We start from the raw sequence: 25,766 nt of genomic DNA on the forward strand, positions 1-25,766 counted from the left end.
CTGCGGCGGGAGCTCTGCGATTCAACGCTGACCCGGCGGCGAGCGGCGGGGCAGACTAGAGGCATGCCCGTCGTGACTGTGCTCCCCGACCGCCTCGAACTCCGCCTCACCGCCGCGGAACGAGTCCTGTCCTATCACCGCAGTAACGTCGTGGTCGGTCGCTCGAGTATCCGCTCGGCCACGGTCACCGAGGATCCGTGGATCTGGGTGCGCGGCGTCCGAGCCCCGGGCACCGCTCTTCCGCTCACTCTCGCAGCCGGCACTTGGAAGTTCCACGGAGGCAAGGACTTCCTGCTGATCAAGCGGACGGCATCCGCTGTCGTGATCGACCTGGTCGGTGAGGTGTATTCGCGCCTGATCATCAGCACCAAGCACGCGCCCGAACTCATCGCGGCGTTGCAGCTGGGAACGATGACCGCGGCGATCCCGGTGATCGAGACCGACGATCTCGTGATCGTCGCCGAGGTTACGGAGCAGGCGACGGCCGCGGACGCCGGGACGAAGGAACCGGAACCGGAGGCAGCCCCCGAGCCGGCGCCAACGGCGACCCAGAAGCCGAGTACCGCGCCGAAGCCTGGAGCAGCGGCGAAACAGAAGGCTGCCGCGAAGCCGAAGTCCGCCGCCGCACGAGTGGATGCCGCCGTCGGGCACGCCTCGGCCGAGCCGAGCGGTGCGACCGAGGCCGCCGAGTAGGTCCGCGTCCCCGCACAACGTCAGCTGAGAAGCGACCTCATCGACGATGGTGGCTGAGATAGCGCCTCAGCTGACGTTGTGCGGCGCTAGGCCCGCACGTCGACCAGCGTCCGCCCGTGCGCGCGCCCCGCGAGCAAGTCGCCCGCCGCGTCGAACGCGTCGGCGAGTGCGACGGTCCTCGTCAGCTCGTCGAGCAGTGTGAGATCGAGGTCGTGCGCGAGGCGCCGCCACGCCTCCTCGCGGAGCGTGCGGGGCGCCTCCACCGAATTGACGCCCGTGAGCGTCACGCCGCGCAGGATGAACGGCATCACGGTGACGGGCAGGTCCGGCCCCTGGGCGAGACCGCAGGCGGCCACGGTGCCACCCCATCGGGTCTGCGCGAGCACGTTGGCGAGCGTGTGCGAGCCGGCCGAGTCGACGGCTCCCGCCCACCGCTCGGATTGCAGCGGCTTCCCACCCTCCTGCAGCTCGGCCCGGTCGATCACGTCGGAGGCGCCGAGACGCTGGAGCAGTGCGCCGTGCTCATCGACGCGCCCGGTCGAGGCGACCACCTCGTGCCCGAGCCGCGCGAGCAGGGTCACGGCGAGCGAGCCTACCCCTCCTGAGGCACCGGTCACCAGGACCGGACCAGCCCCGGGACGCACGCCGTGCCGCTCCAGCTCCAGCACCGCGAGCATCGCCGTGAAGCCAGCGGTGCCGATTGCCCCCGCCCGGGCCGATGAGATCGCTCCGGGCAGCCGCAGCAGCGAAGCGGAGTCGACCCGGGCGCGTTCGGCGAGCCCTCCGTCGTGTCGCTCGCCCAGGCCGGCTCCGTTCAGCACAACTCGGTCGCCAGAGTCGAAGCGCTCGTCCGCGTCGCCATCGGCATACTCGACGGTACCGACGAGATCGATCCCGGCGATCAGCGGGGTGCGCCGGACGATCCCCGGCCGACCGGCGAGCGCTAGGGCGTCCTTGTAGTTGACGCTCGAGTACTCGACCGCGATCGACACGTCGCCGTGTGAGCGGTCGGGATCATCGCGCTGGAGGAGGCGGGCTCGGTTTGGGGTCGCGGTGTCGGAGTCGGAATGCCGCTCGACGACGATGGCTCGGTACATGGGCCCACGCTACGCCCGGGCGCCCATGGCCGGGCGGTCAGTTCAGCGGAGGGGTTCCCTCGGGCAGCGAGCCGTCGGAGTAGTGGACGGAGGCGGCGTCCTGCACGGCGGTCAGGGCGACGCGCGGAGGGCTCGCGTGGGACGGGCAGGCCACTGCCGCGCAGCCCTCGCAGACCACCAGCTGGGCGCGGCAGGCTGAATCGACGCAGTTGCGCATCCGACTCGTGGGCGAGGAGCATCGCGCGCACCGCCCGAGCACCTCGGCGTCGGGGGAGAAGGTGACGGAGCCGCGCCCGTCGAACACATACAGCGCCCCCCGCCACAGGCCGCGGTCGCGGCGGGCCTCGGCGTAGCGGACGACGCCTCCGTCGAGTTGGTACACCTCGCCGAAGCCGCGCGCCGCCATCAGGCTCGAGAGCACCTCGCAGCGGATGCCGCCGGTGCAGTACGTGACGACCGGGCGTCCCTTGAGATGGTCGAAGACCCCAGCGTCGAGTTGCTCAACGAAGTCGCGGGTGCTTGCGACTCCCGGCACCACCGCCCCGTCGAAGCGGCCAATCTCCGCCTCGAAGGCGTTGCGGCCGTCGAAGAGCACCACGTCCTCGCGCTCGGCGACCAGAGCGTCGAGCTGGTCCGGGTCGAGACGCGGAGCCGTGCCCACGACGCCCTCCGCGTCGACCCGCAGCTCGTCGGGGGCGCCGAACGAGACGATCTCGTCGCGCACCTTCACCGAGAGCCCCGGGAAGTCGAGGCTGCGGCCCTGCTCATCGAGCCCGGAGCCGTCGCTCCACTTCACATCCAGACCGCGGAACGCCGAGTGCTCTCGGGTGCGCCTGACGTAGCGCTTCAGCGCGTCCATGCCCCCGCCGAGAGTGCCGTTTACCCCGTGCTCTGAAATCAGGAGGCGACCGCGCAGACCCAGCGACTCGCAGAGTTCGCGCTGCCACAGCCGCACGGACTCGGGGTCGCCGAGCGGCACGAAGCGGTAGAACAGCAGGATCTTCGGCAGCACTGGCACATCTTACGAGGACGTCGGGTTTGGGACACAGTGTAGTTTGGGACACAGTGTATGGCAGCATCGACGGGTGCCTTCCGCCCCCGTGCCGCACTCCCGCCTCGAGGACGTCTTCGGCCTCGTCACCGGCGCCTTCGTCGTGTCCCTCGGTCTGTACCTGTTGCGGGCGAGCCAGGCCGTCACCGGCGGGTCTTGCGCTGCTGCTCGGGTACCCGCTCGGCATCCCGTTCGGCGTGATCCTGGTGACCGTGAACGTGCCGTTCCTCGCGCTGTCGCTCTGGAAGAAGGGCTGGCGGTTCACGCTGCGCACGATGTTCTCGATCGTGCTGGTCTCGCTGCTGGCGGGCCTGCACCCGCTCGCGTTCGGTGACCTGCGGATTGAGCCCGTCTATGGAGTGCTGACCGGCGACGTCCTGGCGGGCATCGGGCTGCTCATCCTGTTCCGGCACGGGTCGAGCCTCGGCGGATTCAGCATCATCGCGCAGGAGCGGCTGGGCTGGCGGGCAGGCTACGTGATGATGGCTCTCGACGCCTGCGTGGTCGTGGCCGCGCTACTCGTGGTGCCGCCCCTGAACGTAGTGATCTCGGCCGCGGGCGTCGTGGTGCTCATCCTGGTGCTGGCGTTCAACCACCGGCCCGGGCGCTACCTCGGGTCGTGACCGCCTCCGCACGCTCTTTGACGGGTCGCGACGGGTTCCTAGACTGATGCCGCCCGCCCTTCCCGAATGCCGCCCGCCCTTCCCGAATGGAGAACCGGATGTCCGACTGGACCTACGACCCCTATGCCCGCCTCGGTGAGGTGTCGACCTTCGCGCTCGAGAGCGACGACATCGCCGACGGCGAGCCGTTCGCCGCCCGCCACTACGGCGAGGGCGCGGGCGGGGAGGACGTCTCGCCGCACCTGCGCTGGTCGGGTGCGCCCGCCGAGACGAAGAGCTTCGCCGTGACGGTATTCGACCCTGACGCGCCCACCGGCTCCGGATTCTGGCACTGGGCGGTCTGCAACCTGCCTGCCGACACCACCGAGCTACCGACCGGCGCGGGCGCCGCGGGCTTCGAGCTGCTCCCGGCCGGTGCGCAGACGCTGCCCAACGATCTGCGGCTGCGCCAGTTCATCGGAGCGGCGCCGCCGGACCGCGAGCACCGCTACTTCATTGTCGTGCACGCCCTCGATGTCGAGTCGCTCGACCTCGATCCTGAGTCGACGCCGGCGATCCTGGGCTTTACCGCTCACTTCCACACGCTCGCGCGGGCGCAGATCGTGGCGACGGCGACGCCGGACGGCGCGAAAGGCTGACGCGCAGCGGGGCAGGTGCACGTTAACTCGGAGCGAATCGCCCTTCGCAAGTTCGGACCATCGTTGCCGATTCACGGCGTCGTGCACTGCATCCGGGGCTGATCAGGTCTTTCTGAGTGACCCGGTAGGGTTCTGAATAAGCCTTCTCATCTCCACTTAGCCCTCACCTCCATCTCCGCGGTACCGGGCTCCTCCTCCGCGGGCAGCGCGCCGAGGACGACGGAGAGTTTACTCAGTCCCTCGGTCCAGAATCGAGCACCATCCAACCACTGTGTACCCCGAAATGTCCCCTATTAAGACGACATGCCTTCGGGGTTGAATCCACTTAGTCTCATGACGACAGCAAACTCAATTGTGAGAATAGACCTAGAAACCCTTCGCGAGTCCTCACACACTTGCGTTCAGGTCAATTCTCTTCGAGAGTTTTCATCTTAAATGTGGGAGGTTAATACAATGAGGGTTCGTATAGTGGAACGAACGATCGCGGTTCTCGCCGTTTCGCTCGGCTTGATCTTCTCGGGTGCGACGGCCGCGGAAGCTGCGACAGCGCCTGAGGGGGATGTGATCAGGTGCACCGCTACGCTGGAAATTCCGCACCAGTCTGGCCCCGTGAACGGAACGATCAGCGCTGAAGGTCGCGTCACCTGCACCGAAACCGTCGCGGAGATCTCCATCAAGACGTCAGTTCGAAAGGTGAGCGACAACACTGTCGCGTCCCAGACCTTCGACAGCTTCAACGTCAGTCGTGGATCCTCTGTTGGAGCGAAGCCGTGCTCGGATGGCCCGGCGACATTCAGATCGGAGGCGAATGTCGTGGTTCACTTCCCCGTCGGATACACTCCTACTCCGCAAACGGCAAATAAGTACAGCCCCAACACGACTGTGGCATGCGGCAACGCCAAGAGGGTGACTGGAACGACCAGTGCGGTTGACGACGACAGCTACGGTACGACGACCTGGACAATCGTGGCGGTCAAGAACTAGCCCGCAGAGTTAGACGTAGCCGAACGGGCCGCCCTCACTCAGGGCGGCCCGTTCGCGCAGGACACGAACGTCGGCGCGCAGCCAGACGGTAGTTTCCACTCCCCAAAAAACTGGCATGACTGTACGTCCTCGATAAGCGAACTAAAAACAATCTATCCGCGCTACCGCGAGCGCGGCAATGCACACACCACAAAAGTCTTCTGCCACGCGTTGCCATTAGATAATTCCGCGCCACTGTACTTGATTGAGAACTCACACCATTGAGTCGCGGAACGAATGATCAGACTCTTGCCGGCCGGCGATCGGGCTACTCTCCCCGCGTGAACGTCGTCCAAGGCGTCTCGCGCGGCTAAGTGGGCACACCACATTCCCGGGAAGTTTCCGTCCGAGCTGAAAGTATAAAGGGCGCCTACTGGCTTGTTTCCCCATGTTGCTTCGCCGATATCACGCGTTTCGAATTCAGGCAGATTTCGGCGCTGCGAAAGGTGTCGCTGGTCGCCTGCCTGTCGAATTTTCTCAGTCGCCTCATCAAGTAAGCGTATCGAAGGAGGTACTGCACCCCAGGAATCAACTTTCTCGGGATCCACGCCATCTTCCAGGGTTGTTTGACCGGCGACGCTCTCCGGGTAGAGCGTCTCAACGAACGCTACAGACGCCACGACAAGGTTCGACGGCTCGACGCGAGTACTGGCTGTCCCGAGACCGTAGGACGTACTCGCCTTCCATGCTTGCATCCTTTCAAGCCGTGCGCGGAACTCCTCCATTGATGAATCTCCGTCCTTTTCTCTCAGTGCGGCAGCGGTACCCTCGCGGGCGCCGCAATTCACACCGAGGGCAAGACGACCCGGAGGTGTATTGAGGGGCTACCCGAAGAGGGTGCGTGCTTCCTCGTAGCGGGAGTCGGGCACTGTCTTAAGGGTGCCGAGCGCCTCGGCAAAGTCGACGTGGTAGATGTCGGTGCCGCGCAGTGCGACCATTCGGCCCCAGTGTTCGGCGACGACGGAGTCGATTGCTGCCATGCCCAGCCGGGTCGCGAGAACGCGGTCGAAGGCGGTGGGGGTGCCTCCGCGCTGGATGTGGCCGAGGGTGGTGGCGCGGGTCTCGATGCCCGTGCGCTCCTCGATGAGCGGTGCGAGCAGCTCGCCGATCCCGCCCAGGCGCGGACGGCCGAAGGCATCGAGGCCGCGCTCGGAGTGAGCGTCGTCCATTGTGTCGAGCGAGAAGCCCTCGGCGACTACGACGAGCGGCGCGCGACCCCGGTCCTGGGCGCTCTGCACCCACTCCACGATCTGATCGATCGACGTGCGCTTCTCGGGGATGAGGATGACGTGCGCGCCGGCGGCCATTCCGGAGTGCAGGGCGATCCAGCCGACGTGGCGACCCATGACTTCGGCGACCATGCAGCGGCCGTGCGAGTCGCCGGTGGTGCGGAGGCGGTCCATCGCGTCGGTCGCGATGCCGACGGCGGTGTCGAAGCCGAAGGTGTAGTCGGTGGCGCCGAGGTCGTTGTCGATGGTCTTGGGGACGCCGACGATCTTCAATCCCGCATCCGTGAGGCGCTTCGCCGCCGCGAGGGTGCCCTCGCCGCCGATCGCGATGATCGAGTCGACGCCGTTGCGGTCCATCATCTCGGCGATCTTCTCGGGGCCGCCGTTCTCGCCGTCGAAAGGGTTCGTCCGGCTGGTGCCGATGATGGTGCCGCCCTGCTTGGCGATCCCCTGGATCTCGGAGCGCCCGAGGGGGACGAGGTCGCCATCGACCACTCCGCGCCAACCGTTGCGGAAGCCGACGAACTCCTGGTCGTAGACCTTGATGCCCTTGTAGACGGCACCGCGGATGACGGCGTTCAGCCCTGGGCAGTCGCCGCCGGAGGTGAGGATCCCGATCTTCATCCGCTCAGAGTAGAGGACTCAGTGAACAGACGTGCACGCAGACGACAACGGGCCCCTCCTCGCCGCCTCGAGGAAGGGCCCGTTGTCGTACGCCGTGCTAGTTGGCCTGGCTGGTGTTCAGGTCGCCGTTGACGCCGCGGGGGAAGAACCCGCCGGTGCGGGAAGCCTTCGGGTTCAGGTACACGATGTTCAGGACCTGGCCGGGGGTCCGGCTGAAGGCGATCGAGCTGGCATCGGCCGGGACGATGTTCGCCTGTCCGTTCACCTTCGGGCCCTGGTCGAGGTCGCTCGTGCCGTCGAGACTGTCGCGAGCATCCGAGAGCTTGTTCGCCGAGTCCGACAGGTCGGCGGCGTAGATGGCCGAGCGGATGGCCCCGGCGTGGTACGCCTCCACCGCGAGGATGCCGGCAGCCGCGTCGACGTACGTCTTCGACTGGATGAGCGGAGCGGCACCTTTGTATGCAGTCACTCCGACATCCTCGAAGACGAAAGCGCCAAGGAGAAAGTTGGCCTCGCTCGCGAACGGGTCGAAGGTGTCCCCGGCCTTGATCAGCCCCGCCGCCGCCGCGGCGGCATTAAAGCTGGCCTTGAGGTCGATGGCCGGACGTGCAACTGCCGCGGTACCGAGGGCACCGCGGAGGAACTTGACGTGCGCCTTCTCGTCGTTCGCGACCTCGGTGGCAAAGCTCTTGAGCCACGGGGTCTTAAAGTCGACGGGCCGGCCGCCGATGACGCCGCCGGGCGTGCCCTTGCCGGTTACGTCGGAGCCGCCGAGGCCCGAACCGTAGACGGCGCGGAGGTAGAACTCGGCCTCGAGGTATTCGAGGTTGAGCGCGAAGTTGAGGATCGAAGCGTCGCTGGGGCCGCTGGCTGCGACCTCGTCGGCGGAGGCGGTCGGAGCGGCGAGGGCCGCGGCACCGATGCCGAGGCCGGTGACGCCGGTGGCCTCGAAGAAACGGCGTCGATCGAGAGCTGTCTCGGAGCTCCGGACGATCGCCGTGCGGATGAAGGTCGTGTCGAACATGTGCACATCTCCAGTGATAGGCGGTGTCGGACGGCTGGAGCGCCGAGGCGACAGGCGAGAAACTACGCCCGAGATAAAGGCCCTGACCAGTGGAAATACGGGATCGGAATTGCGCATGTGTTCTCGTCGGCTGGACCAATCCGCCGGGCGTGTCGCTCCGAACACGTGGTGAAAGGGAGCCCTGCGGAGGCGGCTCTGCCCTCGCGCCGCTCCGCGCCGGTACTACTGGCCACGGGCACGATCTTGGTTGCGCTCATTCTCGTCCTGGGGGCCAACACCGCTCTTCGAAGCGACTCGGTCCGCTACACGATCTTCTTCATTCCCGTGTTCGCAGCGGTCACAGGATGGATCCTCACCCGCTTCACGATCACGGCCTGGATTGCCCTGCTACTCCTGCCCACGATGACCGCGACCTTCCTTTACGCCCGGACGAACCAGCTCGAGCTAGGCACCTCAGCACGCTGGAACGCCGACGCGGATGCCGTGCACGAGCTGCTGACCCATCGCGGCGTCGAGCATGCCTACGGCAACTACTGGCTCTCCTACCAGCTCACCGCAGCAACCGAAGAAGACATCACCGTCGCCGCCCTCTCAGGCACTCGCCGGTACCCGTTCTATGAGCAAGAAGCTGCCGCCGAACCGACGCCGACGATCATCGTCGACGCCGGGGGTGCGAACGATGTGACGCTGAGCGCAGGCAATGGGCTTCCCACCTCCCAAAGAGTCATCGTCGGAGGAATCGCGGTGTACTTCTTCACGCAACCATTCGACGTCTACGCTCAACCGTGGGCCCTCGTCTAAACCGCTGCCTGCACGTAGGTGCACACGGTCGCCACAGTTAGCATCACTGAGTGTCGATTGCCGCCCCCGTTCCCGTCCCCTGCTGGGTCACGGTCTACGCGCCGGCGGTGCCGGTGAGTCTCGCGCTCACGCTGCGAACGCTCCTGCGCGGAGCGGGCGATCCGACGATGCTGATCGACGCTTCCGGCTTCTGGCGTGCGTTCCGCACCCCGCTCGGACCGGGAACCCTCCATGTGCGGCAGGCGGTCGACGGTGCAGTACACGCGCGCGCCTGGGGCGAGGGCGCCGAGTGGCTGATCAGTCGGGTGCCCGAGCTACTTGGCCACGGCGACGACTGGAGCGGCCTCGATCTCACCGCGCACGCACCGCTTTCAGAGGTGCTCCGTCGATCCCTGGGCTTGCGCCTGACCCGCGCCAACCTCGTGTTTGAGATGCTGGCGCCGTCGATCCTCGAGCAGAAAGTCACCAGCACGGAGGCGTGGCGCGCGTACCGCATGCTCGTCCGACTGCACGGCGAGTCGGCTCCGGGGCCCGTCGCCCTGCACGTGGCCCCGAGCGCGGAGCAGTGGCGTCGCGTTCCCTCGTGGGACTGGCACCGCGCGGGCGTCGACCCGCGGCGCTCCCGCACGGTCCTGACCGCGGCGCTCGTCGCATCGGGCCTGGAGCGCACTCTGGCGCTTGGTCGGGGTGGGGCGGAGGTGGAGCGCCGGCTTCGGTCGGTGCCGGGGATCGGACCGTGGACCGCCTCCGAGGTGATGATGCGGGCACACGGCGATCCGGACGCGGTGAGCGTCGGCGACTACCACCTGGCGGCGGCCGTGGGCTTCGCGTTGACGGGGCGACTCGGGGTCGATGACGACGGGATGCTCGAGCTGCTCGAGCCGTGGCGCGGACACCGGCAGCGGGTCATTCGGCTGATCGGTTGCAGCGGGGTGCGCACGCCGCGACGTGGCCCCCGGATGACGATCCAGGACCACCGCCGGCACTGAGTCGCTCCTCCACAGGCTCGGATCGGCGCGGAGTCCGTCGGAGCACCGCGTCACGCCAGGCCTGGCCGACCAGTCGGACATACCCTCGGAGGATGGAGCAGTCGACGACCTCAGGTGTGCCCGGCAGCGACCCGGAACGCGAGCCGGATGACGCGGCGGTGACCGCGGTTGTGGGCGCATCGGTCGGGCCGGACGGGGATGTCGAGCCGGATGGGGATGTTCGGCCTGTCGAGGACGTTGAGCTGTCCGGGGACGTTGAGTTGTCCGGGGACGCTGAGCTGTCCGGGGACGTCGAGCCGGACGAAGACGTGGAGCTGCCCGAGAGCGTCGAGCCGGACGATCCCGACCGGCCGATGCCCGAGCGCGTCGAGGCGCTGGTGCGCCGCTGGCTCGCGCGCAGCGGCGAGTTCCCCGTCGAGCCGACCGCGCAGAGGTTGGCCGGCGTCCTCGAGGATCCGAACGGGCTCGACTTCACCGTCGGCTTCATCGACGGCGTCGCCAGGCCGGAGGATGTCACGGTCGCCGCCGAAAACCTCGCCGCGCTCACCACGAAGACGCCCACGTTCCTCCCTTCCTACCTGCGTGCCGCGATCAGCGCGGGAGGTGCTGTCGGTCCCGTGCTGCCCTGGGTCGTCGTGCCGACTGCGCGCCGGGTTCTGCGGCGCCTCGTCGGCCACCTCGTGGTCGACGCGTCCGAGACGCGGCTCCCCGCGGCAATCGCGGCGCTGCGGGAGGGCGGCGACCGCCTCAACCTCAACCTGCTGGGCGAGGCCGTGCTCGGCGAGCGCGAGGCGCGCCGTCGTCTTGAGGGCACCCGGCGTCTGCTTGAGCGGCCCGACGTCGACTACGTGAGCATCAAGGTCTCGAGCGTCGTCAGTCAGCTCTCGATGTGGGCGTTCGACGAGGAGGTTGACCGCGTCGTCGAGCGGCTGACTCCGCTGTACGAGGCGGCATCGGGCCCGGAGCCCACCTTCATCAACCTCGACATGGAGGAGTACCGCGATCTCGATCTCACCGTCGCGGCGTTCCGCCGCATCCTGGAGCAGCCGGGGATGCTCGAGCTTGAGGCGGGCATCGTCCTGCAGGCCTACCTGCCCGACTCCCTCCGCGTGCTGCAGGAACTCACGGAGTGGGCGACCGAGCGGCGCGCCCGCGGGGGAGCGCCCATCAAGGTGCGCGTGGTCAAGGGTGCCAACCTCGCGATGGAGCGGGTCGACGCAGCCCTGCACGATTGGCCACTCGCGACGGTAGGCAGCAAGGTGGAGGCCGACACGAACTACAAACGGCTGTTGGACTGGGCTCTGCGACCCGAGCGCACGGACGCCGTGCGGATCGGAGTCGCCGGGCACAACCTCTTCGACCTCGCCTGGGCCTGGTTGAGTGCGAACGATCGCGGTGTGGCCGATGCCGTTGACATCGAGATGCTGCTCGGGATGGCGACGGGGCAGGCCCGCGCCGTCCGCGAGGACGTGGGCCGCCTCCTGCTCTACACGCCTGTCGTACACCCCCACGAGTTCGACGTCGCGATCTCATATCTCATCCGCCGCTTGGAGGAGAACTCCAGCCCCGAGAACTTCCTCTCTGCCGCGTTCCGGCTCGACGACGAGGAGGTGTTGCAGCGCGAGTTCGGCCGGTTCCGCGCCTCCCTCGAGGCCCTGGACGACTCGATCCCCGCGCCCAACCGCACGCAGGACCGACTGCGGGAGTGGGCCTCCGGCTCGGGCCGGCGGCTGGTGCAGGAGCACGCCCGGGCCGGAGAGCGCATCCAGGATCCCGCCGCCGACGGCCTCACCCAGGCGGTCCTCGGCCTCAGCCGCGGCTCAGGCGGCTCCGCCTCCACGACGAACTTTCACAACGAGCCGGACACCGATCCCGCACTGCCCGGCAACCGCCGCTGGGCACGCCTGATCACCGAGCACATCGCCGGCTCGACGATCGGCACGGACACGGTCGACGCGGCGCGAGTGGACTCAGAGGCTGAGCTACAGGAGGTGCTGCGCACCGTGTCGCGCAGAGCGGAGCGCTGGGGGGAGCGGCTGGGCTACGACCGGGCCGCGGTGCTCGATCGTGCCGGACTCGCCCTCGCCGCCAACCGCGACCGCCTCATCGAGGTGATGGCCTCCGAGACCGGCAAGACGATCGCGGAGGCGGACCCCGAGGTCTCCGAGGCCATCGACTTCGCCCACTACTACGCCACGCGCGCCCGCGAACTCGACGCAGTCGGCGGAGCGACGTTCGTCCCCGAGCGCGTCACCGTCGTCGCTCCGCCGTGGAACTTCCCCGTTGCGATCCCCGCCGGCTCCATTCTCGCGGCGCTCGCCGCAGGGTCCGGGGTCGTGGTGAAGCCGGCCCCGCAGGCCCGCCGCTCGGCCGCGGTGCTGGTCGAGGCGCTCTGGGACGCGGGCATTCCGCAGGAGCTCCTTGCTCTGGTCGACCTCGACGAGGAGGCGCTCGGGCGCGCGCTCATCAGCGACCCCCTCGTTGACCGCGTGCTGCTCACCGGCTCGTACGAGACCGCGACGCTGTTCCGCTCCTGGCGGCCCGACCTCGCCCTCCAGGCCGAGACGAGCGGCAAGAACGCGATCATCGTCACTCCGCATGCCGACTACGACCTCGCCGTGGCCGACATCGTCCGCAGCGCCTTCGGCCACGCAGGCCAAAAGTGCTCGGCCGCGTCTCTGGTGATCCTCGTCGGCTCGGTCGCACGCTCCAAGCGGTTCCGGGCACAGCTGGTCGATGCGGTCACCTCCCTGCGGGTCGGCTACCCCGCCGATCCGGCGAACGCGATGGGTCCGCTGATTGAGGAGCCGACCGGCAAGCTCCTGCACGCGCTCACCACCCTGGGCGGAGGCGAGTCGTGGCTGGTCGAGCCGCGGCGCCTCGATGAGAGCGGCCGGCTTTGGTCGCCCGGCGTTCGCGAGGGGGTCGCCGAGGGGAGTTACTTCCACGTCACCGAGTTCTTCGGACCGGTTCTCGGGATCATGCACGCGGCGACCCTCGAGGACGCGATCCGCATGCAGAACGGCACCGACTACGGACTCACCGCCGGCCTGCACTCGCTGCACGCCGACGAGCTCGCGCTGTGGATCGACTCCGTTGAGGCGGGGAACCTGTACGTCAACCGCGGTATCACCGGAGCAATCGTGCGCCGTCAGCCCTTCGGAGGGTGGAAGCGCTCTTCCGTCGGCTCCGGCGCGAAAGCCGGCGGGCCGAACCACCTCATCGGGCTCGGCTCCTGGAAGCCCTCGCCTGCGCGAAGCTCGTCCACGCTGCACCTGCGCGGGCTCGACGATCGCGTCCGCCAGTTCATCGAGGCAGCGCAGTCCTCACTGCGCTTCGAGCAGTTCGACCTGCTGCGTCGCTCCGCTCTCTCGGACCAGCTCGCCTGGGCGACCGAGTTCGGGGTGGTCACCGACATCTCGAAGGTCGGTGTTGAGCGCAACCTGTTCCGCTACCTTCGGGTGCCGATCGCTCTGCGCCTGGCCGACGGCGGCGACCTCGGCGAGCTGCTCCGCGTCATTACGGCGGGCCTGCTCACCCGCTCGCGGATGGACATCTCGACCTCGATCCCGCTACCCCCGCGGGTGCAGGAGGTGCTGAGCGGCGATGAACTCGCCGAAATGGCCGGCCTTGTGCCGATCATCGTCGTGGAGTCGGACGCCCAGTGGCTCGAACGCGCGGCGGCCGGACGGATCACGGCCTCGCGCATCCGGATCATCGGCGATATCGTCTCCGACCGCGTCGATGGCTTCGGTGCACCAGAGGCCGCAGCGGACGTGCCCGGGCAGCAGAGCGTCGTGCGGCGCTCGTCCGACTCGACCGGCTCCTTCACCGACGTGGTCGCGGGCATGACACGTGGCAGTACAGGAGCGCCCGTACCGCTGACACGTCCGGACGGCTCCCGGGTCGCCCTCGCGACAGCGCTCGCCGAAGCGCTCGGCGGCGCCCTCGACACCGCCATCTACGCCGACACGGTGACTCCGGCCGGGCGGGTGGAGTTGCTGCCGTTCCTCCGCGAACAGGCCATCTCGATCACCAATCATCGCTTCGGCGCCCCGATCAACCTGAGTGACGACGTGCTGTGAGGCCGCTCGGGGAACCCTGCACCGTTGAGGGAGCCGGGTGGCACGGGTCCCCTCGACGGGTCGGGGTTCCCTCGGGCAGGAGGTTGTGCAGGGCTTACTTGTCGCGGCAACCTCTCGGTAAGGTTGGGGGATGAGCGCGACCGAGAACCGTTGGCTGACGCCCGACCAGCTCGACGCGTGGCTGCGCTTCATCGCGGTCGTCGAACTGCTGCCGGGCGCCCTCGACACGCAGTTGCAGCGGGATGCCGGGCTCACCCACTTCGAGTACCTGACGCTGGCGATGCTCTCGGAGGCGCCGGATCGCGCCCTGCGGATGACGACGCTCGCCGCACGCACCAACGCGACTCTTCCGCGCCTGTCGCACGTGGTCACCCGCCTCGTCGGGCGCGGCTACCTGGAGCGGCGCCCGTGCGCCTCCGACGGCCGCGCCACGAACGCGGTGCTCACCGACGCGGGGCTGCAGAAGATCGTCGAGACCGCGCCCGGCCACGTGGCGACCGTGCTCGCCGACGTCATCGATCCGCTCGACGCCGAGCACATCCCGCAACTGGCCGACATCATGGCCAGGATGCTCACGCGCCTGGATCCCGAGGGCAGGATGACAGTCGATGCCGTGCGCTCCTCGCTCGGTGAGCCCGACGTCCGCGCCTGCTGAGCGCTCAGGAGGCGGGCGGGCCGGCCTCGGCCACGGCCGGATCCATGTGCAGGAACTCCCAGATGTGCCCGTCCGGGTCCTCCAGGTCGCGGGAGTACATGAAGCCGAGGTCCTGCACCGGCACGGGTTCCGCGCCGCCCGCCGCAAGGCCTTTCGCGAGCAGCTCGTCCACTTCCTCGCGGCTTCCGACGCTCAGTGCGAGGAGGGCCTGCACCTGTTCCTTCGCGTCGATGATCGTCTTGGAGGTGAAGGTTGAGAAGAACGGGTGCAGGAGGAGCATTGCGTACACGTGTTCGGACGCGACTATGCACGCGGCGTCCTCGTTGCTGAAGAGCGGATTCACGCTCCAGCCGAGCGCGGTGTAAAACGCCTTTGAGCGCTCCAGATCGGTGACGGGGAGGTTCACGAAGATCGAGTCGACGGCCATGGGCGTCAGTATGGCGACGGCCCGCGCGACATGCCAGAGTCCGTGCGATCATCGCCCTGTGCAGTTCGTGACGACGCTCTTCCAGACCGGTAACAACACCGGGATCGAGGTTCCTCCTGAGGTCCTCGAGGCCCTCGGTGGGGGCAAGCGGCCCGCAGTCGCCGTGACCGTGAATGGCTACCACTTCACCAGCACGGTCGGAGCGAGGGGAGGCCGCGCCCTGGTCCCCTTTTCGGCCGAGAAGCGCCGAGAGACGGGCCTTGGGGGCGGGGACCCGATCGAGGTCGAGATCGAGCTCGACACTGCGCCGCGGGAAGTGACCGTGCCCGCCGATCTCGCGGCGGCTCTCGCCGAGGCGGGTGTCGCGGAGCGGTTCGCCGCGCTGTCGCCGACCGCGCGGAAGGCGCACGTCACCGCAGTCGAGGGCACGAAGGCGGCCGAGACGCGGTCGCGCCGCATCGCCGCGGTGGTCGCGGCTCTCGCCGGCTGACGCACGCGATGCCGCTACGAAGCCAGGCGGAGCGTTCGAGCGGTCGCCCGGCCAGTCTCTTCCTCTCGGCGTACACCGCCGACGACGGCACCGGTCAGGTGGATACGACTGCCCTGCAGGCGGCCTGGGAGAGCACCCTTGAGCGCTACTCCATCGACTCTGCGAGCCGGTCGACCTACGGTGGTGCCCGCGTGCAATTCCCCGACGGAGTCGTCGACGTCGGGGTCCAGGCCGTCGATCAGCCGTACGCCGAGATCCGTGAACGGTCGCCCTCGTGAAGGACAACGGGATGAGCGATATCCCGTCGTTCCCGGTGGAGGCGGCACTGCTCGGGCTGGGATCCGCGAGGCTGGTCGGCGCGCTGGCGGGACTCGTCCCGGCGATCGTCGCCGTCCGCGTGAAGGTGATCGACGCGATCCGGTACTGACGCTCAGCCGAGAGTGAGGACGAGTTCGTCGCCCTCGACCGCGGTGTGCGCGTCGGAGTAGTGCCTGATGCGTGGGAGGCCGTGCGTGCTCGGGCTCTCGTGGCCCCCGACAACCACGACGCGCATGCCCGCGTCGAGGCCCGCGCGGATGCCGGCCTCGGCGTCCTCGAACACGATCGCATCGGCCGGGGCGACGCCGAGGCGCGCCGCCGCGGCCAGATAGCAGTCCGGGGCCGGCTTCCCGTTCTCGACGTCGTGTGCCGTGACGACGGTATCGGGGGAGGGGACCCCCGCCGCGGCGAGGCGACCGGCCGCCAGCGCGGGGCTCGCGGAGGTGACCAGGGCGACGCGTTCGCGGGGCAGGGAGGCGAGGAAGGCGGTCGCACCGGGGATTTCGATGGTCCCTTCTGTGTGCTCGAGCTCGTAGGCGTCGAGCTCAGCGACGATTGCCGCGACATCGCTGCCCGCCGGCGCGAAGCGACGCACGCTGTCGGCAGCCCGGACGCCGTGGACCGCACCGAGGACCGTCGCGCGGTCGAGGCCGAAGCGCTCGGCGAAGGCGCTCCAGATCACCTCGACGACGGCCGTCGAGTCGACGAGGGTTCCATCCATGTCGAAGAGAGCTGCGCGGGCGCGGAGGGAGTGGGACATGCGTCCATCCTGACGGACGAGGTCCACGGTGAGGGTGCGACCGCGTTCCGTGGACTGCGTGCGGTCAGCGACCCTTCATGCTTCACCCTGGGAGGCGGCACTACGGTGGGTCCTAAATGCGGGCAGAACGCCCGAGGGGAACGGAGGACGCGATGACGGACCACAACGGAACCGACTCGGATCAGGGCGCGAGCACGGACGGCGAGGCCGCCGGACCCCGCGCGGGCTGGTACCCGGACCCGGCGGGCTCATCCCGCCAGCGCTGGTGGGACGGATCCGGCTGGACTGAATCGCTGCGCGACGCCCCAGCGGCCACTCCGATGACTCCTCCGGTCGCTCCCGCGGCGGCGACCCCGGCACTGCCCCTCGCGTCCGTCCCGCCCGTGGCTCCGGTGCCGCCCGTCGCCCCCGCCTATGGCGAGACCTCCAGCGGAACGGCCACCGGCTACGGGCAGGCGGCGTCGGGTCAGTATCCGCAGCAGGCGACGCCTCCGCAGCCGAGCCCCGGGCAGCAGGCGTACGGGCAGCAGAGTCAGCAGCCCTCTGCCCAGCAGCCGCAGTACCAACAGCCGCCGTACCAGCAGCCGTATGGCGGCGCACCCGCCGCGCCCGTCCAGCAGCGCGACCCCGGGATCGTCACCGCCACCCCGTGGATCTGGGTCGTCGTGCTCCTGCCGCTGCTCTCGGCGCTGTCGATGTTCCTGCTGCCGCCGAGCGTCATCATCGACTGGTCGATGGTGTCCACGTATGGTCCCCGCGCATCGACGGGCGGGTCGACCGCCTACCTCGTCGGCATGGGCGCCATCCAGCTCATCGGTGTCCTGATCTACGCTGCCGAGGTCGTCTTCGCGTTCCTCGACTGGCGCCAGCTCAAGCGGGCCGGGATCCAGCGTCCGTTCCACTGGGCGTGGGCGTTCCTGGCTGTTCCCTATGTCTACGTGATCGGCCGGAGTGTCGTCGTCAAGCGAGTGACCGGCGGCGGACTCTTGCCGCTGTGGATCTTCATCGGCGTGGCGGTCGTCTCGTTCATTATCGTGATCAGCTGGCTCGTGGCATTGGGCGCGGCGATGTCGGCAGCTTTCCCCCGGTCGGGCTACTGACGCAGTCGCGCTTCTGACGCCGGAGGGTGTGGCCGCACCCGTATACGAGGCGGGCGTGTCCCGGATGCAGAGGACGCGGCCACACGATGAGGAGCCGTCCGCGCTCGGCAGGCAGTCCGTCCGTCACGCCTCGCTGCGCTGGATGAGGCGGGAGAGCACGATCGCTGAGCGGGTGTGGTCGACGTTCGGCGCGATCCGCACCCGTTCAAGGGCGAGCTCGAGGCTCGGAATGTCTCGCGAGCGGATATGGACGATCGCGTCTGCCGAGCCGGTCACCGTCCCGGCGTCGACGACCTCGGGGACCGCGGAAAGGATCCGGCGCAGCTCATCCGGGGCGACGGTGCCGCGGCAGAACAGCTCGACGTAGGCCTCTGTCGCCATGCCGTCGACGGCGGGGTCGACCTTGATCGTGAAGCCCTGGATCACTCCGTCGGCCACGAGACGGTCGACGCGGCGCTTCACGGCGGAGGCGGACAGCCCGACAATGCCGCCGATCTCGCCGTACCCAGCGCGGGCGTTCTGGCGCAGCAGATCGAGGACCTTCCGATCGATGTTGTCCATCTTCTGAGGATAGGCGCGGGTGCGAGCGCGCTCGGACGGACGCCGCCCGAGCGCTGGCTATTCATCACGCTCGGCTATATAGTTGCTTTCGGTCAATAGTTGACCATCGTCAACTAGGGCCGCAGTCGTGCCGAAGAGGAGCCCATGTCCCACCCCGAACACCGCGCCGCACCGCGCGGAACCGCCGCGCAACCCGCCCCCGCCGGGCCGGACGGCGCCATGTCGCACCGCCAGGTGCTCGAATCGCTCAGCGGCCTGCTGCTGGGCATGTTCGTCTCGATCCTCGCCGGAACGGTCGTGTCGACCTCTCTCCCGCGCATCATCTCGGATCTCAACGGCGACCAGAACGCCTACACCTGGGTCGTCACCGCGACTCTGCTCGCGACGACGGTTTCGACTCCGCTGTGGGGAAAATTCGCCGACCTGTTCAACCGCAAGCTGCTCATCCAGCTCGCGCTGGGCCTCTTCGTCCTCGGGTCGGCGCTGGCTGGATTCTCGCAGGACACGAACATGCTGATCGTCTTCCGCGTGTTCCAGGGCCTCGGCGCGGGCGGGCTCGCCGCGCTGAGCCAGATCATCATGGCCGACATCATCAGCCCCCGTGAGCGCGGCAAGTACGCCGGCCTCTTCGGCGGAGTGATGGCCATCGGCACCGTCGGCGGCCCGCTCCTGGGCGGCGTTGTGACCGATGCGTTCGGCTGGCGCTGGAACTTCTTCATCGCGATGCCCGTCGCGATCGTCGCGATCATCCTGCTCCAGATGACGCTCCGCCTGCCCGCGCACCCCAAGCGCACGGTCCGGATCGACTACCTCGGCGCGGTCCTGATCGCCGGCGGCATCTCGCTCCTGCTGATCTGGGTCTCGCTCGCCGGAAAGAACTTTGACTGGGCCTCGTGGGAGACCGCGGTGATGGTCGGCGGAGCGGTTGTCCTGCTGGTCGCGGCCGTGATCACCGAGCTGACCGTCGCCGAGCCGATCATCCCAATGGGCATGTTTAAGAACCGGACCTTCAGCCTCGCGGTCGTCGCAAGCATCTCGGTGGGCGTCTCGATGTTCGGCGTCGCGGTCTTCCTCGCGCAGTACATGCAGCTCGCCCGCGGAGCCACCCCGACCCAGTCGGGCCTGCTCACCATCCCGATGATGGCCGGCCTCCTGATCGCCTCGACGATCTTCGGCGGGATCATCTCGCGCACCGGCAAGTGGAAGGCGATCATGATCAGCGGCGGCGTGCTCGCCGTCATCGGGACCTTCCTCCTGAGCACGCTGCGCTACGACACGGACCTCGTGCTGGTCGGCGTCTACATGGCTGTACTTGGCGCGGGCCTCGGCATGCTGATGCAGAACCTCGTTCTCGTGGTGCAGAACTCGATCGAGGTGAAAAACCTCGGTGTCGCGACCAGCGCGGTGACGTTCTTCCGCAGTCTCGGCGGCACCATCGGCGTCTCCGTGCTCGGCTCGATGCTCGGCACCGTCATCGCCGACCGCATCAGGACCGGCATTGCCGGTCTTGCTCCCGCTGACCAGGCCCTCGCGGCGCAGGCGCTCGGCAGCGGCACCATCCCGCAGCCGGCGACCCTGCCCGACGCTGTCCGCGTCGTGGTCGAGAGCGCTTATGGAATCGGCGTTGGCGACGTGTTCCTTTACAGCATTCCGCTGGCGATCATCACGCTGATCGCGGTGATCCTGCTGCCCAACGTCGACCTCGGCTCGAAGAACGCCGTGCAGTTGAAGGCCGCGCATCCGCTCGAAGACGCGGAGGACGCGCTCATCGCCACTTCCGACGGCCAGGCCGGGCTGCGCCCCGTCGGCCAGTCCCGCCCCACCGGCGCGATAGACGTGCTCGAGCGGCGCTGATGCCCAGCGTCACCTCCTCGGCCGAGGCGCTGCGCGAGGTGGAGGAGCGGATCACCGCGCTCGCCGTGCAGGTGCGTCTTGCGGTCCGGGATGCGGCGGCGTCGATTGATCCGGCGCTGCCGCCCTTCGGTCTGCGGCTGTTGCAGATGCTCGAGCGCTGCGGACCGGTCCACTCCGGTGCCGCGGCCGAGCGACTGGGCGTTGACCGCAGCGCGATCAGCAGGCAGGCCCGGCAGCTCGCGGAACTCGGCTTCGTCGAGATGACCGCCGATCCTGCGGACGGTCGCGCCCGGTTCCTCTCGCTCAGTGGCGTCGGTAGGGAGCGGATGCGGGACCTCGGTGGGCAGCAGCGTCAGCGGATGCGGGAGGCGTTGAGCGCGTGGCCTGAGGCGGATTTGCTCGCGTTTGCGGGGTATCTGGAGCGGCTGATTTCAGTGGGCTAAGGCGGTGTGTGATCTCGCGCCAGCGCGGCTTCTGTCTGCTGGCGTCTGACTAGTCTCCTGGAGCGAAGCTCACGTGGGAGGTGGTCATGGAGACGTTTCGGTTTGATGACGAGGTGGCGGAACGGTTTGCGCGGAAGCTGGTGAAGGTGGCGGACGCGTTGAGGTCGCAGGTGGTGTTGCGTCGGGCGGCCGCTGAGCAGGCGATGCAGGATTTCAAGGGGCCTTATGCGCAGGTGTTTTGGTTCGCTCATCTGACGGAGACGACGAATCGGTCGCGGCTGGAAGCTGTGCTCTTCGATCTGTCGGAGGTGGTGCTCACCGCGATTTTGACGGCGCGGAAGGAGCGGGAGCGGCTGGAGGAGATGGCTGCGTGGGAGGCGCGTCAGGCTGAGCGGGAGCAGCGGCGGCGCATGGATCCGACGGCCGGTATGGGTTTTGATCCCGACGAGATTTTTGATCGGCGTCCGTCGGAGGATCGGATTGTTCCGCCGACGCTGTCGGTGTCGTATTCGCCGAATGAGCCGCCCCGTACGACGGCCGCTGTCGGGATGACTCCGGCGGCCGGTTTTGGACAGACGTCTGCTGATCCTGATCGTTTGGATGTGTTCGTGTCGGATGCGCGGCAGGCGAATACGGCGTTGCGGGCGGAGCGGGAGGAGTTGCTGACAGCGTTTGCGACGTTCCAGGATGCGTGTGCGTGGGTGCCGTGGGAGTCGACGACGGCGTTGGGCGGGTTTGAGCGGTTGCTGACGATTAACCAGTCGCATGCGGACTGGGTCGAGCGGGTTTCTCTCGCGTTTACTGCGGCGGGCGGGGGGCTGTTGTCGACTCCGACTCTGGAGGTGGTGGCTACTGCGGGGCCGCCGAGGACTGATCAGAGCGTGCTGGATCTGCTGTCGACGGTGCCTGCGGATGAACTTGCGGTGCTGTTTAAGACCAGGCCGGAATTGGCTGCGCAACTGAAACGGATCCCGCCGACGGAGGTGAACGCGTGGTGGACGCGGCTCGGGCCGGCGGAGGATGGGGCCCGGTTCTCTGCGCGGCAGGAGGCGTTGATTGGTGGGCTGCCCGAGGTGATTGGGAATCTTGAGGGGGTGCCGTATGGGGCGCGGGCGGAGGCGAACGAGAGTGTGTTGACGGCACGGATTAAGGCGTTGAAGCAGCGGCAGCACGAGATGCTTTACGGTGTTCCGGACCTTGGTTCGGACGACTTCGTGGAGATGGCGAAGCAACTTAAGGCGCTGGAGAACATCGCTGACTCTCTAAAGGTGCGCCCTGGTTTCGATGATCGGTTCCTTATCTCGTTGACGAACGATCATCCGCCCCTGGCGGCTGTGTCGATCGGTGATCTTGATACTGCGACGAATGTGACGTACGCGGTTCCGGGGATGGGGCAGACGACGGCGACCATGACGTCGTGGGCGAAGGCGTCGCAGAATGTGCAGTCGCTGTTGCCGCCGGGAAGTGCTGTGGTGGCGTGGATCGGTTATGAGACGCCTCCTTCGGCGGTCGAGAATCTCGACCCTTCGGTCTTAAGTATTGATGACGCTGTTGCGGGTGGTGCGGCTCTTGCCGTGTCTGTGCAGGGGCTTTCCGCTGTTCGAGGGGATTCGATTCCGAAGCCGGATGTCGTTGGGCATTCGTATGGGACGACGGTGATCGCTGTTGCTGCTTCGCGTTCTGATGTTGAATTTGGGACGTTTGTTGCTCTCGGGTCGGCGGGGTTGCCGGATAGCGTTGATTCCGTGAGTGATCTGCATGTCGAGGGGATGTATGCGGTGCAGGCGCGGGACAGGTTTTCGACCGAGGAGGAGAGTGGCGATGAGGCGGCCTGGATCGGGCGTGAAAACAGCTTCGACCATCACGTGAATCCTGTTGATCTCGGCTTCGGTGCGCACGCGTTCGGTGTGGAGACCGGCGGGGATGCGGGGCGTGTCGTCACGAACCATGATGCTCTGAGGAGTGATGACGGTGATTCGGCGGGATACTTCGACATCAATACGGAAGCGCTCTTAAATACTGGACGTGCTCTTCGAGGTGAGACGGATCTCATTACGGAAAATAAGCCGCTCGGCCCTACCAAGTTTATGAAGTTTAGAAGGCGGTGATCGGCGGTGCGAAAGACGTTTGGCCGTAGGCGTCGAGTCGGCCTGCACGTCGGCGCTTTGGTGATGATGGTGATGATGACAGGTTTGATGTCCGCGTGTGCGGAGAAAGGAGCGAATCCCGTGAATACGATGAGTCCGCGGGAGGGACGCGACAAGGTGGTCGAATTGGTGGTGGGCACGACGAAGCAGCTTGATATTCAAGGCTGGTGGCCACGGACGGGTGCGGCAGTACCCGATGTGTGTTCTCTTGCCGGTGGTGCGGAGGGGGCGAGTTACAGTTACGCGCACGAGGCGCCGGAGGGGACAGATTTCTCTGGGGATGCGCGGAGGGTTGCGGCGTATTGGGAGTCGTTGGGGATGTCGGTTCGGGTTGCGGATTCGACTCGGCGACCGACTGTCTACGGTGAGGGTGGTCCCGTGTTGCGCGCCAGTTTCGATACGGGTGCGGCTGCCGGCACGTATCGGGTGGGCGCGGTCGCGCGGTGCGCTCCCGGGGATGCCGCCGGGCTCCTTGATGAGGATAACGATCAGCGCGCAGCTGGCGTCGTTCTTCCTGGGGACGAGGGAATCGTCACGAAGTCGGATCGAGGGAAGAAGTCAGTGACACTTCCTGCGGAGCCGTCGGAGTGATCACTTGTTTGACCGACGACTTCCTCAGACCGACGAATTCCTCAATAGGGGTTACTCCGGGGCAGACGTCTGCTGATCCTGGGTGATCTTGATACTGCGACGAATGTAACGTACGCGGTTCCGGGGATGGGGCAGACGGCGGCCACCATGGACTCGTGGACGAAGGCCTCACAGAATCTACAGTCGCTGTTGCCGCCGGGAAGTGCTGTGGTGGCGTGGATCGGTTATGAGACGTCTCCTCCGGCGGTCGAGAATGTCGACCCGTCGGTCTTCAACGTTGATGACGCTGTCGCGGGTGGCGCGGCTCTTGCCGTGTCCGTGCATGGGCTTTCCGCTGTTCGGGGGGATTCGATACCGAAGCCGAATGCGATCGGTCATTCGTATGGGACGACTACTATCGCTGTTGCTGCTTCCCGTTCTGATGTTGAATTCGGGACGTTCGTGGCTCTCGGATCGGCGGGCCTGCCGGACAGCGCTGATTCCGTCAATGATCTTCATGTCGAGAGCATGTATGCCGGGCAAGCGCGGAGCAAGTTTCCGTTCGAGGAGGAGAGTGGCGATGAGGCGGCCTGGATCGGGCGCGAATACAGCGATGACCACCACGTGAATCCTGTGGATCCTGGCTTCGGTGCTCGGGCATTCGGTGTGGAGACCGGCGGGGATGCGGGTCGTGTCGTCACGAATCATGACGCTTTGGAAAGTGATGACGGAGACCTCGTGGGGTACTTCGATGTCGGGTCTGAGGCGCTCCTGAATGCGGCAAACGCCCTCTCGGGAAAAACAGATTTACTGACGGAATACAAGCCTCTAGGATTGACGGAGTTTCAGAATAACTCAATAAGGCGGCTGACGGGGGTGAATGTTGACTCTTGGTAGGCACAGAGGCGGCTTGGGTGTTTGTGGGCTGGTTGTGATGGTGGTGGGAATGATGTCCGGATGTGCGGAGAAAGGAGCGAATCCGGTGAACGCGATGAGTCCGCGGGAGGAACGAGATAAGGTCGTGCAGTTGGTGGTTGAGACGACCAAGCAGCTGGACGTTCAAGGGTGGTGGCCGCGGAACGGTGCGGCGCGGCCGGATGTTTGTTCTCTTGCTGGTGGGGATACGGGTGCGAGTTACAGTTACTCGCACTGGGCGCCGGAAGGGACAGATTTTGCGGGGGATGCGAAGAAGGTGGCGGCGTATTGGGAGTCGCTGGGGATGGTGGTGCGGGTAGAGGATTCGATTCCGCGGCCGATGGTGTTCGGCTCAGGTGGGCCGGTGCTGAGGGCCGTGTTCGTGACCGGAGGGGTAGAGGACTCTTATCACGTCGATGCCGTGGCTCGTTGTGCCCCTGGGTACGCGGCGGGCATTCTCCGTGAGGACAATGCACAGCGGGAAGCGGGCGTAGTGCTTCCAGGAGATGAGGGCGTCGTGGAGAAGCCGAGTTCGCGGAAAAAGCCCGCGACACCCGCTCCGACTCCGGCGGAGTGATCGCCGTTCTCGGTCGTCGCCGTTGCTGCTTCGCGTTCTGATGTTGAATTTGGGACGTTTGTTGCTCTCGGGTCGGCGGGGTTGCCGGATAGCGTTGATTCTGTGAGTGATCTGCATGTCGAGGGGATGTATGCGGGGCAGGCGCGGGACAGGTTTCCGGCCGAGGAGGAGAGTGGCGATGAGGCGGCCTGGATCGGGCGTGAAAACAGCTTCGATCATCACATGAATCCTGTTGATCCCGGCTTCGGTGCGCAGGCGTTCGGTGTGGAGACCGGCGGGGATGCAGGGCGTGTCGTCACGAACCATGACGCTCTGAGGAGTGATGACGGTGATTCGGCGGGATACTTTGACATCGGCACGGAGTCGCTTGCGAATATTGGTCAAGCTCTTCGAGGCGAGGATAATGCCGTGACAGAAAATAAGCCGCTCGGCCCTACCGAGGGTATGAAGTTGAAGAAGGCGGTGATCGGTGGTGCGAAAGGCGTTTGGCCGTAGGCGTCGAGCTGGCTTGCGCGTCGGCGCGCTGGTGATGGTGATGATGATGATGACAGGTTTGATGTCCGCGTGTGCGGAGAAAGGAGCGAATCCCGTGAATACGATGAGCCCGCGGGAGGGACGCGACAAGGTGGTCGAGTTGGTGGTCGAGACAACGAAGCAGCTCGATATTCAAGGCTGGTGGCCGCGGGCCGGTGCTGCGAGTCCCGATGTGTGTTCTCTCGCTGATGGGGCGGAGGGTGCGAGTTATAGCTACTCGCGTGAGGCGCCGGAGGGCACGGATTTCTTGGAAGATGCGCGAACGGTTGCGAAGTATTGGGAGTCGTTGGGGATGTCGGCGCGGGTCGTGGACTCGACTCCGCGACCGGCGGTCTACGGGGAGGGTGGTCCCGTGTTGCGCGCCAGTTTCGATACGGGTGCGGCTGCCGGTACGTATCGGGTTGACGCGGTCGCGAGGTGCGCTCCCGGGTATGCGGCGGGAATCCTTCGTGAGGACAACGCCCAGCGGGAAGCTGGTGCGGTGCTCCCGGGCGATGAGGGCGTCGTGCGGAAGCCGAGTTCGCGGCAAAAGTTCGCG

General features: G+C 67.0%; 25 protein-coding genes. 18 read left to right on the plus strand and 7 right to left on the minus strand.

What is annotated here, in order from left to right; genetic code table 11:
• The first annotated feature begins 63 nt into the window (after positions 1-63).
• Positions 64-693, plus strand: a complete 630-nt coding sequence (locus HRF29_RS14630; protein ID WP_187698426.1) for a hypothetical protein — start codon at positions 64-66, stop codon at positions 691-693.
• An 86-nt stretch (positions 694-779) separates the two neighbouring features.
• Here HRF29_RS14630 and HRF29_RS12380 read toward each other — a convergent pair whose 3' ends face one another.
• Positions 780-1,790, minus strand: coding sequence for an MDR family oxidoreductase (locus tag HRF29_RS12380; RefSeq protein WP_173249142.1), 1,011 nt, complete (start codon positions 1,788-1,790; stop codon positions 780-782).
• A 37-nt stretch (positions 1,791-1,827) separates the two neighbouring features.
• A complete protein-coding gene (gene trhO, locus HRF29_RS12385; RefSeq protein ID WP_187698437.1) occupies positions 1,828-2,799 on the minus strand; it encodes an oxygen-dependent tRNA uridine(34) hydroxylase TrhO in 972 nt (323 codons plus the stop codon).
• Between the two features lie 239 nt (positions 2,800-3,038).
• On the opposite strand from trhO, the gene HRF29_RS12390 reads away from it, so the two are divergent.
• The 3 genes from HRF29_RS12390 (at position 3,039) to HRF29_RS12400 (ending at position 5,086) form a co-directional block, all read left to right on the plus strand.
• On the plus strand, positions 3,039-3,464 hold the full coding sequence (locus HRF29_RS12390) for a YitT family protein (protein ID WP_343043738.1): 426 nt from the start codon (positions 3,039-3,041) through the stop codon (positions 3,462-3,464).
• 98 nt (positions 3,465-3,562) lie between these two features.
• Entirely contained in the window at positions 3,563-4,102 is a 540-nt protein-coding gene (locus HRF29_RS12395; protein WP_173249144.1) for a YbhB/YbcL family Raf kinase inhibitor-like protein, read from the plus strand.
• A 468-nt stretch (positions 4,103-4,570) separates the two neighbouring features.
• Complete coding sequence (locus HRF29_RS12400; protein WP_173249145.1) at positions 4,571-5,086, plus strand: hypothetical protein; 516 nt, start codon at positions 4,571-4,573, stop codon at positions 5,084-5,086.
• 863 nt (positions 5,087-5,949) lie between these two features.
• Here HRF29_RS12400 and HRF29_RS12405 read toward each other — a convergent pair.
• Both HRF29_RS12405 and HRF29_RS12410 read right to left on the minus strand, forming a co-directional pair.
• Positions 5,950-6,978, minus strand: coding sequence for a 6-phosphofructokinase (locus HRF29_RS12405; RefSeq protein WP_173249146.1), 1,029 nt, complete (start codon positions 6,976-6,978; stop codon positions 5,950-5,952).
• A 97-nt stretch (positions 6,979-7,075) separates the two neighbouring features.
• Positions 7,076-8,002 carry a ferritin-like domain-containing protein gene (locus HRF29_RS12410; protein WP_173249147.1) on the minus strand — a complete coding sequence of 309 codons (927 nt, stop codon included), beginning with the start codon at positions 8,000-8,002 and terminating at the stop codon, positions 7,076-7,078.
• A gap of 168 nt (positions 8,003-8,170) precedes the next feature.
• On the opposite strand from HRF29_RS12410, the gene HRF29_RS12415 reads away from it, so the two are divergent.
• The 4 genes from HRF29_RS12415 to HRF29_RS12430 all read left to right on the plus strand — a co-directional run bounded on the left by HRF29_RS12415 (position 8,171) and on the right by HRF29_RS12430 (position 14,532).
• Complete coding sequence (locus HRF29_RS12415) at positions 8,171-8,803, plus strand: hypothetical protein (RefSeq protein WP_173249148.1); 633 nt, start codon at positions 8,171-8,173, stop codon at positions 8,801-8,803.
• 50 nt (positions 8,804-8,853) lie between these two features.
• On the plus strand, positions 8,854-9,792 hold the full coding sequence (locus HRF29_RS12420; RefSeq protein WP_246226995.1) for a DNA-3-methyladenine glycosylase family protein: 939 nt from the start codon (positions 8,854-8,856) through the stop codon (positions 9,790-9,792).
• A 353-nt stretch (positions 9,793-10,145) separates the two neighbouring features.
• Positions 10,146-13,877 (plus strand): proline dehydrogenase family protein, encoded by a 3,732-nt coding sequence (locus HRF29_RS12425; protein ID WP_173249212.1) that lies wholly within the window; start codon positions 10,146-10,148, stop codon positions 13,875-13,877.
• 130 nt (positions 13,878-14,007) lie between these two features.
• On the plus strand, positions 14,008-14,532 hold the full coding sequence (locus HRF29_RS12430; RefSeq protein WP_173249149.1) for a MarR family winged helix-turn-helix transcriptional regulator: 525 nt from the start codon (positions 14,008-14,010) through the stop codon (positions 14,530-14,532).
• 4 nt (positions 14,533-14,536) lie between these two features.
• On the opposite strand, the gene HRF29_RS12435 is transcribed toward HRF29_RS12430, so the two are convergent.
• Positions 14,537-14,959, minus strand: a complete 423-nt coding sequence (locus HRF29_RS12435; protein WP_173249150.1) for a VOC family protein — start codon at positions 14,957-14,959, stop codon at positions 14,537-14,539.
• A gap of 58 nt (positions 14,960-15,017) precedes the next feature.
• Here HRF29_RS12435 and HRF29_RS12440 point away from each other — a divergent pair, with 58 nt between their 5' ends.
• Genes HRF29_RS12440 through HRF29_RS12450 form a run of 3 tightly spaced genes read left to right on the plus strand, consistent with a single transcriptional unit; the run spans position 15,018 to position 15,876 of the window.
• On the plus strand, positions 15,018-15,449 hold the full coding sequence (locus HRF29_RS12440; protein ID WP_173249151.1) for a YdeI/OmpD-associated family protein: 432 nt from the start codon (positions 15,018-15,020) through the stop codon (positions 15,447-15,449).
• Between the two features lie 8 nt (positions 15,450-15,457).
• Positions 15,458-15,727, plus strand: coding sequence for a hypothetical protein (locus HRF29_RS12445; RefSeq protein ID WP_173249152.1), 270 nt, complete (start codon positions 15,458-15,460; stop codon positions 15,725-15,727).
• A gap of 11 nt (positions 15,728-15,738) precedes the next feature.
• Positions 15,739-15,876, plus strand: a complete 138-nt coding sequence (locus tag HRF29_RS12450) for a hypothetical protein (RefSeq protein ID WP_187698427.1) — start codon at positions 15,739-15,741, stop codon at positions 15,874-15,876.
• A gap of 3 nt (positions 15,877-15,879) precedes the next feature.
• Here HRF29_RS12450 and HRF29_RS12455 read toward each other — a convergent pair whose 3' ends face one another.
• Entirely contained in the window at positions 15,880-16,527 is a 648-nt protein-coding gene (locus tag HRF29_RS12455; RefSeq protein ID WP_173249153.1) for an HAD-IA family hydrolase, read from the minus strand.
• Between the two features lie 152 nt (positions 16,528-16,679).
• Here HRF29_RS12455 and HRF29_RS12460 point away from each other — a divergent pair, with 152 nt between their 5' ends.
• Entirely contained in the window at positions 16,680-17,627 is a 948-nt protein-coding gene (locus HRF29_RS12460) for a DUF2510 domain-containing protein (RefSeq protein WP_173249154.1), read from the plus strand.
• A gap of 123 nt (positions 17,628-17,750) precedes the next feature.
• Here HRF29_RS12460 and HRF29_RS12465 read toward each other — a convergent pair whose 3' ends face one another.
• Entirely contained in the window at positions 17,751-18,188 is a 438-nt protein-coding gene (locus tag HRF29_RS12465; RefSeq protein ID WP_173249155.1) for an Lrp/AsnC family transcriptional regulator, read from the minus strand.
• A gap of 219 nt (positions 18,189-18,407) precedes the next feature.
• Here HRF29_RS12465 and HRF29_RS12470 point away from each other — a divergent pair, with 219 nt between their 5' ends.
• The 6 genes from HRF29_RS12470 to HRF29_RS12495 all read left to right on the plus strand — a co-directional run bounded on the left by HRF29_RS12470 (position 18,408) and on the right by HRF29_RS12495 (position 25,189).
• A complete protein-coding gene (locus tag HRF29_RS12470) occupies positions 18,408-20,042 on the plus strand; it encodes an MDR family MFS transporter (RefSeq protein WP_173249213.1) in 1,635 nt (544 codons plus the stop codon).
• A complete protein-coding gene (locus HRF29_RS12475) occupies positions 20,042-20,485 on the plus strand; it encodes a MarR family winged helix-turn-helix transcriptional regulator (protein WP_173249156.1) in 444 nt (147 codons plus the stop codon). The genes HRF29_RS12470 and HRF29_RS12475 overlap by 1 nt, the downstream gene beginning before the upstream one ends.
• Before the next feature lie 86 nt (positions 20,486-20,571).
• A complete protein-coding gene (locus HRF29_RS12480; protein ID WP_173249157.1) occupies positions 20,572-22,593 on the plus strand; it encodes an alpha/beta hydrolase in 2,022 nt (673 codons plus the stop codon).
• A 708-nt stretch (positions 22,594-23,301) separates the two neighbouring features.
• The gene (locus HRF29_RS12485; protein ID WP_281357338.1) at positions 23,302-24,099 is read left to right on the plus strand and encodes an alpha/beta hydrolase; all 798 of its coding nucleotides are present in this window, start codon (positions 23,302-23,304) and stop codon (positions 24,097-24,099) included.
• An 85-nt stretch (positions 24,100-24,184) separates the two neighbouring features.
• Positions 24,185-24,694 (plus strand): hypothetical protein, encoded by a 510-nt coding sequence (locus HRF29_RS12490; protein ID WP_173249158.1) that lies wholly within the window; start codon positions 24,185-24,187, stop codon positions 24,692-24,694.
• A gap of 102 nt (positions 24,695-24,796) precedes the next feature.
• A complete protein-coding gene (locus HRF29_RS12495; protein WP_173249159.1) occupies positions 24,797-25,189 on the plus strand; it encodes a hypothetical protein in 393 nt (130 codons plus the stop codon).
• The last annotated feature ends 577 nt before the right edge of the window (positions 25,190-25,766 follow it).

The sequence above is a fragment of the Rathayibacter agropyri genome (genome assembly GCF_013249015.1).
GTDB classification, from domain to species: domain Bacteria; phylum Actinomycetota; class Actinomycetes; order Actinomycetales; family Microbacteriaceae; genus Rathayibacter; species Rathayibacter agropyri.